At 63.2% G+C, this 11,379-nt stretch carries 10 protein-coding genes; 5 read left to right on the top strand and 5 right to left on the bottom strand.

Features of this window, described 5'->3' with window-relative positions; genetic code table 11:
- Nucleotides 1-8: 8 nt before the first annotated feature.
- The 5 genes from guaD (at nt 9) to ACO07C_RS14915 (ending at nt 4,592) form a co-directional block, all read left to right on the top strand.
- A complete protein-coding gene (guaD, locus tag ACO07C_RS14935) occupies nt 9-1,322 on the top strand; it encodes a guanine deaminase (RefSeq protein WP_421914926.1) in 1,314 nt (437 codons plus the stop codon).
- 83 nt (nt 1,323-1,405) lie between these two features.
- Nucleotides 1,406-1,909, top strand: coding sequence for a heme-degrading domain-containing protein (locus tag ACO07C_RS14930; RefSeq protein ID WP_421914925.1), 504 nt, complete (start codon nt 1,406-1,408; stop codon nt 1,907-1,909).
- Nucleotides 1,906-3,186, top strand: coding sequence for a glycerate kinase type-2 family protein (locus ACO07C_RS14925; RefSeq protein WP_421914924.1), 1,281 nt, complete (start codon nt 1,906-1,908; stop codon nt 3,184-3,186). The genes ACO07C_RS14930 and ACO07C_RS14925 overlap by 4 nt, the downstream gene beginning before the upstream one ends.
- Before the next feature lie 168 nt (nt 3,187-3,354).
- Nucleotides 3,355-3,969, top strand: coding sequence for a hypothetical protein (locus ACO07C_RS14920; RefSeq protein WP_421914923.1), 615 nt, complete (start codon nt 3,355-3,357; stop codon nt 3,967-3,969).
- Nucleotides 3,966-4,592, top strand: a complete 627-nt coding sequence (locus ACO07C_RS14915) for a hypothetical protein (RefSeq protein WP_421914922.1) — start codon at nt 3,966-3,968, stop codon at nt 4,590-4,592. Before ACO07C_RS14920 ends, ACO07C_RS14915 begins: the two co-directional genes overlap by 4 nt.
- Before the next feature lie 21 nt (nt 4,593-4,613).
- Here the strand turns inward: ACO07C_RS14915 and ACO07C_RS14910 are convergent, their stop codons facing one another.
- The 5 genes from ACO07C_RS14910 to ACO07C_RS14890 all read right to left on the bottom strand — a co-directional run bounded on the left by ACO07C_RS14910 (nt 4,614) and on the right by ACO07C_RS14890 (nt 11,375).
- Nucleotides 4,614-6,077, bottom strand: a complete 1,464-nt coding sequence (locus ACO07C_RS14910; protein WP_421914921.1) for a UdgX family uracil-DNA binding protein — start codon at nt 6,075-6,077, stop codon at nt 4,614-4,616.
- Nucleotides 6,078-6,079: 2 nt separating this feature from the next.
- The gene (locus ACO07C_RS14905) at nt 6,080-7,315 is read right to left on the bottom strand and encodes a putative DNA modification/repair radical SAM protein (protein ID WP_421914920.1); all 1,236 of its coding nucleotides are present in this window, start codon (nt 7,313-7,315) and stop codon (nt 6,080-6,082) included.
- An 89-nt stretch (nt 7,316-7,404) separates the two neighbouring features.
- Nucleotides 7,405-8,790, bottom strand: a complete 1,386-nt coding sequence (locus ACO07C_RS14900) for a glutamine synthetase family protein (protein ID WP_421914919.1) — start codon at nt 8,788-8,790, stop codon at nt 7,405-7,407.
- Between the two features lie 32 nt (nt 8,791-8,822).
- Nucleotides 8,823-10,205: an aspartate aminotransferase family protein gene (locus tag ACO07C_RS14895; RefSeq protein ID WP_421914918.1), complete on the bottom strand. Its 1,383-nt coding sequence runs from the start codon at nt 10,203-10,205 to the stop codon at nt 8,823-8,825.
- A 195-nt stretch (nt 10,206-10,400) separates the two neighbouring features.
- The gene (locus ACO07C_RS14890; protein ID WP_421914917.1) at nt 10,401-11,375 is read right to left on the bottom strand and encodes a WD40 repeat domain-containing protein; all 975 of its coding nucleotides are present in this window, start codon (nt 11,373-11,375) and stop codon (nt 10,401-10,403) included.
- Between the last annotated feature and the right edge of the window lie 4 nt (nt 11,376-11,379).

Below are 11,379 nucleotides of genomic sequence, written 5' to 3'. Positions count from 1 at the left end.
CGGATTTCATGACCACCACACTCCTGCGCGGCCGCACCCTGTCCTTCCTGCGCTGGCCCGAAACCATCGATGACCATTCGGCCTGGCGCTACGAGGAGGATGGCGGTCTGCTGATCCGCGACGGCCGGATCGTCGCTGCCGGTGCCTATGCCGATGTCGAGAGACACGCGGGCGAGGGCGCGAGAAAGATCGACCACCGGCCGCATCTGCTGCTCCCCGGTTTCATCGATGCCCATGTCCATTTTCCGCAGATGCAGATCATCGCCTCCTATGGCGCCGAACTGCTGGACTGGCTGAACACCTACACCTTCCCGGAAGAAACGAAGTTCGCCAACGCCCAGCATGGCCGCCGCATCTCAAGGCTTTTCCTCGACGAGATCGTGCGCCACGGCACCACGACGGTGGCGGCCTACTGCTCGGTGCACAAGGCCTCCGCCGAAGCCTTCTTCGCGGAATCGCACGACCGTAACATGCTCAACATCGCCGGCAAGGTGATGATGGACCGCAACGCGCCCGATGGCGTGATCGACACGCCGCAATCGGGCTATGACGACACCAAGGCGCTGATCGAGCAATGGCATGGCAAGGGGCGGCAGCACTATGCCATCACGCCGCGCTTCGCCATCACCTCGTCGCCGGAACAGATGGAGATGGCCGGCGCGCTGTGCCGCGAACATCCCGATCTGCACATGCAGACGCATCTGTCGGAAAACCACGCCGAGATCGCTTTCACCCAGCAGCTCTATCCATGGTCGCGCGATTACACCGACGTTTACGAGCACTATGGGCTGCTGGGGAGGAAGAGCCTGTTTGGCCATTGCATCCATCTCTCGGAACGGGAGGCCGATGCGATCTCGCAGAGCGGCTCGGTCGCGGTGTTCTGCCCGACCTCCAACCTGTTCCTTGGTTCCGGCCTGTTCGATTATCAGCGGTTTCGCCGCCGCGAAAAACCGCTCAGGATCGCTGCCGCCACGGATGTCGGCGGCGGCACCAACTATTCGATGCTGCGCACGATGGACGAGGGCTACAAGGTGATCGCGCTGAATGGCGAGAAGCTGAACCCGTTCCAGTCCTTCTGGCAGATGACGCGCGGCAATGCCGAGGCCCTGTCGGTGGCGAACAAGGTCGGCACGCTGGACGAGGGGACCGACGCCGACATCGTCGTGCTCGACGCCCGCGCCACGCCGGCGATGCGTTTGCGCATGGAGACGGTGGGCACGCTGGCGGAGGAACTGTTCCTGCTGCAGACGCTGGGTGACGATCGCGCCGTGCGCGAGGTCTATGTTGCTGGACGGGCAGCCAAGACGGATATGGCGGTCTAGCTTGCCACGGCTCGATTCGTTCATCGCTTGACCCGGCGGCAGCCATCGGCCAAAGCGTGCGGCGAAGCTGACAGGGGAACGACATGGCTGTTGCCGACGACATCGCTCTGATCAAGAAACAGGAAGAGGTTCTTGTCTTCCCGACCTTCGATGAGGCCGTGGCCTTCAGCATCGGTTCGGCCATACGCGACCGCGCCTTGGCCGAGAAACTGCCTGTCATCGTCGACATAAGAACTTTCGACCGGCCGCTGTTCTATGCCGCCATGCCAGGATCGAACGCCTCCAATCCCGACTGGGCGCGGCGCAAGATCAATGTGGTCCGGCGTTTTCTCAGAAGCACCTATCGCCTGGTGCTGGAACAGCAGCGCGCCGACCGCACCTTCAAGGTGGGTGAGGGCCTCGACATATCGGATTATGTCCTGGCCGGCGGCGGCTTTCCGGTCACCGTGAAAGGCGCCGGTGTCATCGGCGTGATCGCGGTGTCAGGCCTGCCGGAGCGCGAGGATCACGGCGTCGTGGTCGATGTGCTCTGCGATCACCTCGGAATCGACAAGCGCGGTCTGGCGCTGGCTCCGGAAGAAAAATGACCGTGCTCGACCCCAAGCTCTTTCTCACCTCCATCTTCAACGCTGCCGTTGCCGCCGCTGATCCGGAGCGCACGATCCGCGATCATTTGCCGGCGAAGCCCAAGGGCCGCACCATCGTCATCGGCGCTGGAAAGGGTTCGGCGCAGATGGCCGCGGCGTTCGAGAAGGTTTGGGACGGCCCGATCGATGGGCTGGTCGTCACCCGCTACGGCTATGGCGCGAAATGCGAGCGCATCGAGATCATCGAGGCCGCGCATCCGGTGCCGGATGCCGCCGGGCTTGAGGCGTCGCGCCGCCTGCTCGCAAAGGTGCAGGGCCTGACGGCGGACGATTTGGTCGTGGCGCTGATTTCCGGCGGCGGCTCGGCACTGCTGCCGTCTCCGGCCGGAAACTTGACCTTGGCCGACGAGGTCGCCGTCAACGAGGCGCTTCTCGCCTCCGGCGCGCCGATCGCGGCGATGAACACCATCCGCAAGCATGTTTCCACCATCAAGGGCGGCCGGCTGGCCGCCGCCGCCTGGCCGGCCAGGGTGGTGTCGCTGGTCGTCTCCGACATTCCCGGCGACAACCCGGCACTGGTCGCTTCCGGGCCGACTGTTCCTGATTCGGGCAGCCGCGAGGATGCGCTGGCTTCGATCGCGGCTTATGGCATGAAGTTGCCGGCGGCGGTGATGGCGCACATCAATTCGCCGGCCGCCGATGCGCCAAGTCCCGATGATCGGCGCTTTTCGCGCAACGAAGTGCATCTGATCGCCTCGGCTGGCGTTTCGCTCGAGGCAGCGGCGGCGGAAGCGAAACGGCAAGGCATCGAGGCCGTCATCCTTTCCGATTCGATCGAGGGCGAAGCGCGCGAGGTCGGCGGCGTCCATGCCGCGATCGCGCGCGAGGTCGTGGCGCGCAACCGGCCATTCTCGAAGCCTGTGCTGATCCTGTCTGGCGGCGAAACAACCGTCACCTTGCGCGCCAAGGGCAAGGGCGGCCGCAACTCGGAATTCCTGCTTGCCTTCGCCATCGGCGTCAACGGCACGCCGGGCATCCACGCACTGGCCGCCGACACCGACGGCATCGACGGTTCCGAAGACAATGCCGGTGCCTTCGCCGATGGCTCGACCGTGTCGCGCATGCGCGCCGCCGGCGTCGATGCCAAGGTGATGCTGGCCGGCAACAATGCCTGGACGGCGTTCAACGCCATCGACGATCTTTTCGTGCCCGGCCCGACCGGCACGAACGTCAACGACCTCAGGGCAATCCTGATCGGCATTTCTGGTTCACACTGACCCGAGATGTTCGTGGAAACGAGCCCAGCCTGAGAGAAATCATTCAATCCGCGAAAACTGGATGGCCTCGGCGGGGACCGCGATGGCAACCTCTTGAATTACGTGGGTCCCTGAGGCAAAGTTCAAAGGCTTGGGTGAGTGTCTCACCCCGCCAACGGACCTCGACGCATGGTTCCCTTCATAAATGAAAGACGTGACGCCACCAATGTGAAAGAGGTGGTTTGTATCGCGATTATAAGTGTTCCGGTCTTTCTTCTCGTTAGAAGATTGGCGGATACCTATGTGTACTCGAAATATTTTACCGGAGATTATGCCATAATAACACAGACCATAGATCCGATTGGTTATTTTGCGGTCTTTGGCCTGATATATTTCATTTACAGCTCCTACGTTTGGCGCATTTTTTCTCACTTCAACATTTTCGATCTTCCGATCATTGATGGCAAATGGGAAGGCACCATAACCGCGGAGCAGCTGCCGCAGCCGATCCCCATGACGATGAACATCCGCCAGACGCTCAACAAGGTCGACATGGAATCGGTATCCAGCGGCAACTTCACCAGCAACGCGGTTTTGATGGCGTATGACCAGGACAGCGCCGGCAAGAGCCGGATCAAATACCTCTACCGTTGCATGAAAGACGGTAAGAACGATCACTATGGAACGGCGGTGCTGACCTTCCTGAATCGCGGCCGCGCCGAAGGGTGGTACTATACGGACGCGAACTCGAAACAGGGTGCGGGTTATTCGTCGAAGGGGACGATTCTGTTGACCCGCAAATGATGTCCTCGGTGCTGGAAGCCGGTATCGTTGCCCGTAACATAGAAATCTCGTTCCTGTTTCCCGAGCCGGCGACGGCCTCGATACATGCGTTTCTCCAGCGGCGTCTCTCGGGCTACCAGTATCGGCGATACGAGATTGCCGACGCCTACGTGGAAATGCCTCGGGAAGAGGCGGGGACGATCCTCATGCGCAGACGCGTCGAGATAGTCGGTCAAGTCCGAACGGCGGTCGGTATCGCGCCTTGCGGCGTGAATAGATATCTCATCATTCCGGACTCGCCAGACCTGGTGGCGGCGGCACGAAAGCCGGTGCTCGACGTCGGAAAGGAACGAGACGATTGGACGTACAGGTGGGGCGCTCGCCTCGACGCGCGTCATTTCGGCTCCTTTATGCGTGCATCCCTCGATATTGGCGAAACCATTGCACTGCCGCCAGGCAAGCCTCGACAGACGTTTCCAGGGTGCAACGTGATCGAGTTCGAATACGCAGGCATGGGAAGACGCGACAGCGGATCCCTCGTCGAAGCATTCCTCGCGTTCTGCAAGGCGTCGTCGATCGAAATCATCGTGCGAACGCGCGGAGTTGCCCACCGACTGGCTATTTTGAACGCCAGCAGCGGCTAGCCGATAAAAGGCGTTAAGGTTTCAGGCGGCCATCAGCCGCTTCACCTCTTTCATATCCCTTAGAAACCGCTCACGCTCCGCGTCCTTCTCCGCAGGCTCCTGAATGCGCAGGATAAAAGACGGATGGATGGTGATGAAAACCCTCAATCCATCCTCACGCTCGATCACCTGGCCGCGCATCTTCGTCACCGGGATCGTCTTGCCCAGCAGGGACAGGGCCGCCGTCGCGCCCAGCGCCACTGCAAGCTCCGGCTTGATCAGAGCGAACTCCCTGTCGATCCACCAGCGGCAGGCCTGAACCTCGCCCGCATTCGGCTTGGAGTGGATGCGGCGCTTGCCGCGTGGCTCGAATTTGAAATGCTTGACCGCGTTGGTGACGTAGACTTTCTGGCGATCGACGCCAGCATCGTCCAGTATGGCATCGAACACCTTGCCTGCCGGGCCGACGAAAGGTTTGCCGGCGAGATCTTCCTGGTCGCCGGGCTGTTCGCCGACGAAGATTACCTTGGCGTTGTCAGGTCCTTCGCCGAACACGGTCTGCGTCGCATCGCGCCACAGCGGGCAGCGGTGGCAACCCTTGGATGCCTCACGCAATTCCGTGATCGTGCTTGCGCCATCGTCGTCCGTCGCCTCGGTCGGCTCATGCTTCGGCCAATGCTTTGCCTGCACCTTGGCGTGGTGCGGCGCTGGCGCCGTCGGCATCCTGGCAATCATGTCCTTGGCGGCCTTGTCCGCTCCTGCGATCAGCTCTGGAATGAGTGAGGCCTCCGGAAGGTTCCGCCAGTATTTCTTCGGCATCTCTTTCTGCATGGCCTTCACCTTGAGCCGCGCCGGATTGAAGATGTTCTCGAAATAGGTGCGCCACAAGGCTTCGGTATCGTCCTGCGCCGGCGCGTCGCCCTTGGCCGCGCCCGGTCCGATCGCGAGCCGCTCGCCGTCCCAGTCGGCGGAGGCATAGGGTGTCAGGATGGTCCAGCGCATGCCGGTGAAGCGCCTGACGAAGAAATCCGCATTGCGCTCGACGATGAAATGATCTGGCTCGAACCAGGCGACATAACGCTCCTCGTCTCCGTCGCCGATCTTCCGGAAGCGCACGAACGCGTGCATCTTGTGGCTGTCGCGGCGCACCGCCTTTTCCATGGTTTCGAGGCGCCTGGTGTCGGGATCCGATGCGATTGCCAGCAACTTGGGTTCGCTTCGCAACCGCCACAGCAGCCGATAGAGAAAAGCGAAACGACCAGGGTCGGAATGGCAGAACGCCGTCTCGGCGCGATCGATGAATTCGCGTGGCACCGCGAGCTGCGCGCCGACAGGTACGGACGGCAGATCAGCTTGATCGGAGCCCGGCGCGACATGCCAGCCGATGTCCTCGGGTCTCACATCGTTCAGCGCCAGCCGCCGCGCGGCATCGCGCCAACCGCTAAAGTCGGTCTCGCTGTCGAGCCGCACTCTGTATCGGGCAAGATTGAGCTCAGCCGGTTGCATGGTCAAAACAGCGACAGTTGTTCGCAAGAGGCCACGATCTTGCCGCGCAGGCCGGCCTTGTCGGTGAGCGCGCCGGGCGACCATCCCTCGGCGATGATGAAGGGCCGAAGCTTGGCGACGGACTGGCAGATCCGCCCGACATCCTCAAGCCGCATCCGCCGGTGGCGGCGGGTCTCCAGGATCTTCGCCACCACCTTGGTGCCGAGCCCGGGCACGCGCAGCAGCGCTTCGCGGTCGGCGCGGTTGATGTCGACGGGAAATTGCCCCCGGTTGCGCAACGCCCAGGCCAGCTTAGGGTCTATGGCGAGATCGAGCATGCCGTCGCTGCTGCCGGCCAGGATCTCCGGCTGCGAAAACCCGTAAAAGCGCATCAGCCAGTCGGCCTGATAAAGCCGATGCTCGCGCATCAGCGGCGGCTTCTGCAAGGGCAGCGACGACGACGAATCCGGGATCGGGCTGAAGGCTGAATAATAGACGCGCCGCAGATGATAGCTGCCATAGAGCCGCGCGCTGGTGTGCAGGATGCCGTCATCGGAGGTCTTGTCGGCACCGACGATCATCTGTGTCGACTGCCCGCCCGGCGCGAAACGTTCACGCTTTTTGGTCCGCAGTGTCGGCTCTGCCTTCTCCTCCATCTTCTGGCGAAGCCTGGCCATCGAAAGGCGGATGGTCTCCGGCTTCTTCTCGGGCGCCAGCTTCTTCACGCCTTCGTCGGTCGGCAGTTCGACATTGATCGACAGCCGATCGGCATAAAGGCCGGCCTTCTCGACCAGCTCAGCCGAACTTTCCGGAATGGTCTTGAGATGGATATAGCCGGAAAATTTCTCTTCCAACCGCAGCCGTCGCGCGACTTCAACCATTTCGCTCATGGTTTCATCGGGCGAGCGGATGACGCCCGAGGACAGGAACAGGCCTTCGATATAATTGCGTCGGTAGAAATCCATGGTCAGCGTCACCACCTCGTCGACGCTGAAGCGGGCGCGGCGCACATTCGATGAAGAGCGGTTGATGCAATAGCTGCAATCGTAGATGCAGAAATTGGTGAGCAGGATTTTCAGCAGCGAAATGCAGCGCCCGTCCGGCGCATAGGAATGGCAGATGCCCATGCCTTCGGTCGAGCCGATGCCCCCCGATTTCAGCGAGTCCTTCTTCGCCGAGCCGGATGAGGCGCAGGAGGCGTCGTATTTGGCCGCGTCGGACAGGATAGCAAGCTTTTCACGGATGGTGAGAACACTCATCCGTTCATGATATGTTCTTAGAACGCTGCGCGCTACCTCATTTGAGGGAAGCGGCGAAAAAAGTGATCGCCGCCTCAAGTCTCCAGACCTCAGACCTCGTGCAGGTAGAGGTGGTAATCCAGTTCGCTGACCGTGCGCGCCACGCGCAGGTACTCGGACTGCTTGATCGCCACGAAGGTGCGATGCAGATCTTCGCCAAGCGCCCCTTTCAGGAAGCTGGACGCCCTCGCGGCCTCGATCGCGGCGCGCCAGTCGACCGGCATGGTCGTGCGCGTGACCGCTGCCTCGTAGCCGTTGCCCGTCGTTTCCGGGCCGGGGTCGAGACCTTCGTCGAGACCTTTGATGATGCCCGCGAGCACGGTGGCCGCGATCAGATAGGGATTGGCGTCGACGCCCGAGGGCCGGTGTTCGATGCGCCGGTTCCTGGCATCGCCCGCCGGCACGCGCAGCGCCACCGAGCGGTTGTTGACGCCCCAGGTGGGCGCCACCGGCGCATAGGATTGCGAGACGAAGCGCCGCCACGAATTGGCGTGCGGCGCGAACACCAGCATCGATTCGGCCATGGTCTGGATGAGCCCGCCGAGCCCCTGGAGCAGCGGCAGCGACCAGCTCTCGCCGCCGGCTTCGGCGAAGACGTTTCGCCCGGCCTTGTCCTGAAGCGAGACGTGGAAATGCATGCCGGAGCCGGCATATTTCTCGATCGGCTTGGCCATGAAGCAGGCGGTGACGCCATGGCGGCGCGCCTGCGCCCGCACCAGCCGCTTCAGCATGACCAGGTCGTCGGCGGCCCGCATCACATCCTTGCGGTAGTTGAGCGTCAGCTCGTACTGGCCCGGCGCATATTCGGAAATCACGGTCTCGGCCGGAATGCCCTGCGCCTTGGCGGCCGCGTAGATGTCGGAGAATAGCGGCTCCATGCCGTGCAGGTGGTCGACGGAATAGACTTCCGTCTTGCCGGAAACGCGGCCGTCGAGCACGGCGCGCGCCGGCTGCACCTTGCCGTCGGCATCGCGCTCGTTGGCGAGGAGAAAGAATTCGAGCTCGAAGGCGCCGGCCGGATAGAGGCCCTTGGCCGCAAGGATTTCGACCTGTCGCGCCAGCGCCAGGCGCGGGTCCGAGGACATCGGCCGGCCATCGAGCATATACATCGCCATCAGCACCTGGCCGCGCGGCGGATTTGTGCCATGGAGCGGCACCAGCGTGCCGGGGATCGGCCAGGCCCTGAGATCGCCGTCGCCGGTCGTCCAGATCAGCCCGGTTTCATGCACATCCTCGCCGGTGATGTCGAGGCCGAGGATCGAGATCGGCATGTGCCGGCCGCCCTGGAAGATGCTCATCAATTCGTGCCGCCGAACGATCTTGCCGCGGCCGACGCCATTGGCGTCGGTCAGCACGATGTCGAAGGCTTCGATCTCCGGATGAGCGTCGAGAAAGGCTTGCGCCTCGGTGGGCGAAGAGCCCGAAGGTGAGGTCATGATGGCACTCTGGTTTTGCTCGCGCGCTTGTCTCATGCCGCAAGCTTTGCCGCAACCGCGCCGAAGGCGGCGATCAGCCGGTCCACCTGGGCGGCTGATGTCGCCGGCGAGATCAGCATCATGTTGTGGAAAGGCGCGATCAGCACGCCGCGATTGACCAGCGCGACATGGATGGCGGCTTCGAGTTCCGGCGCGTGCGCCGTTTCCGCCTCTGCACCATTGCGCAGTGGGCCGGGCGCGCAGATGAACTCGACGCGGGCGCCGACGCGGGCGACATGCCAGGGCAGGCGGTTTCGCTCTATGGCAGCTGAGAGACCGGCATCGAGCCGTTGCGCCAGCTTGTCCATCCGCTCATAGTTTTCTTCAGTCATCACCTCTTCGAGCGTGGCGCGCATCGTCGCGAACTGCAGCGGGTTGGCCGACAATGTGGTTCCCATGCCGGAATAGCCGGGCTCCTTTGTTCGGTTGTAGTCGGCGTAGCGGGTGGCGACGTCGTCGCTCATGCCCCAGACACTGGCGGGCACGCCACCGGCGATCGGCTTGCCCAGCACGAACAGGTCGGGCTCCAGCCCGTATTTGCGTGTGTAGCCGCCCGGGCCGGTCGAGATCGTGTGCGTCTCGTCGATCAGCAGCAAGGTCCCCGCCGCCCGCGTCAGGCGCCGCAAAGCGTCGTGATAACCGCCATCGGCCAGCACCATGCAGGAGTTGGTCAGCACCGGTTCGGCGATGACGCAGGCGACATCCCGATCCTTGAGCGCGGCCTCAAGGGCGGAGACGTCATTGAACTCGATGACTTTCGCCGTACGTGTCAGGTCGCGGAATTCGCCAGCCAGCCCCGGCCTGTTGACCGGCTTGCCATCGACAAGCCGCACCATCGTCTCGTCGACCGAGCCGTGATAGCAGCCGTTGAAGACCAGGATCTTTTCGCGGCCGGTGACGGCGCGGGCCACGCGCAGCGCAAAGCGGTTGGCATCGGTCGCCGTCGTCGCGATCTGCCAGAAGGGCAGTCCGAATTTCTGCTGCAGCAGCGGTCCGATGGCGAGCGCGTCTTCCGAGGGGAGCATATAGGTCAGGCCACGCCCGGCCTGGCGGCGGATGGCCCGCGCCACCGGCGGCGGCGAATGGCCGAACATCGAGCCGGTGTCGCCCAGGCAGAAATCGTCGAGCCGGTTGCCGTCGACATCGGTTATGCTGGCGCCCTTGGCGCTGTCGACCAGGATCGGAAACGGCGTCGGCCAGTCCTTCATCCAATGCATGGGTACCCCGCCGAAGAAACCAGGCAGGCCGTTGCCGACCCTGGCTGCCGATTTCGGCCGCGCCTTGCGGAAGGCAGTCCCTTCGGTTTCGCGCAGGTCGGCGATACGGGCCGCGCTGATGCCGCCGATGGAAACCTTCGAATTGTCGATGCTATGCATGGATACCCCTCTCGTTGGCTCCTTCTAGCCAATAGGCAGCACGAACCGCAATTGGCCGCGCGGCGGCTCTGCGTTGGCTCAGGGCGTCGCTGTTGGAAAGGTCGTCGGAGTCGCCGCCGCCCCTCATCACCGCTGTTGAGGGGATAATCGCGGGCGACAAAATTCCCGCAGCGCCGAGCCTAGCAAAAATCCAGCTCAGGCGGCGATGTCGATGACGCCGCAGTCGCCGGTCGCGCTGCCGAAGGCTATGCGGCGCTCTTCCTTGTCCCACATCATCGAGGTGATCGCGCCCTTGCCCGGCCGGCGCAACAACACTTCCTTGGCATCAGTGAAACGCACCGCCATCACCATGCCGTCGTCGTAGCCGACCGCGACGACGTCCTGGCTCGGATGGCAGGCGACGCAGGTCACCATCGCATTGCCGCGTGTGCCGAGTTCCAGCGGCGCCTTGCCCATCGGGCCGTCCTTGCCCGAGAACGGCCAGACGATCGCCGCCGGCGCGCCGGAGCTGGCCAGCCACTTCCCCTTGACGCTCCACGACAAGCTTTTGACCTTGCCGGGATAGCCGGTCATGCGCATGTGCTTGCCGTCAGCCAGCTTCCAGCCATGCAGCGCGTTTTCCTGCATGGTGGTGACGAGGAAGGCGCCGTCCGGCGAGAAGGTGATGCCGGTATGGGCGCCCGCCCATTCAAGCTCGACAGGCTTGCCCTCTGCGGCAGGGAAATGCAGCGTCGCGCCATTGTAGCGGGCGACACCGAAGCGCATGCCCTTGGGCGAGAAGGCCAATCCTTCGACCGAACGCGGATGAATGAATTCCCGGGTCTTGCCATCAGCAAAACGCACGAAGGCGGTCTTACCCGTGGCATAGGCGATGGCACCCTGCGGTCCGGCGGCGACGCTGGTGATCCATTTCTTGGCCGAGCTTGCCAATTCCGTGGCATCGCCGTCCGCTTTCACGGCAAACACCTTGCCGTCCTCGCCGCCGGTGATCAGCCGGTCATTGGCCGCGTCGTGGAAGGCGGCAAGCAGCCCGTCATTGGCCTGCACGGTCTTGTGGCCATGGTCGAGCCTATGCACCGCGCCGTCAGCCAGCGCGAAATGCGGCACGTCGCCAAGGAAGACGGCGGCGATGCAGTGGCCTTCGAGGTCAAGCGGGGCGACGGTTGGCATGAGA

It is taken from the genome of Mesorhizobium sp. (genome assembly GCF_965229135.1).
Classification (GTDB): Bacteria; Pseudomonadota; Alphaproteobacteria; order Rhizobiales; family Rhizobiaceae; genus Mesorhizobium.
Note: the sequence above shows the minus strand (reverse complement) of the source record. Positions and strands in the feature narration are given on the sequence as shown.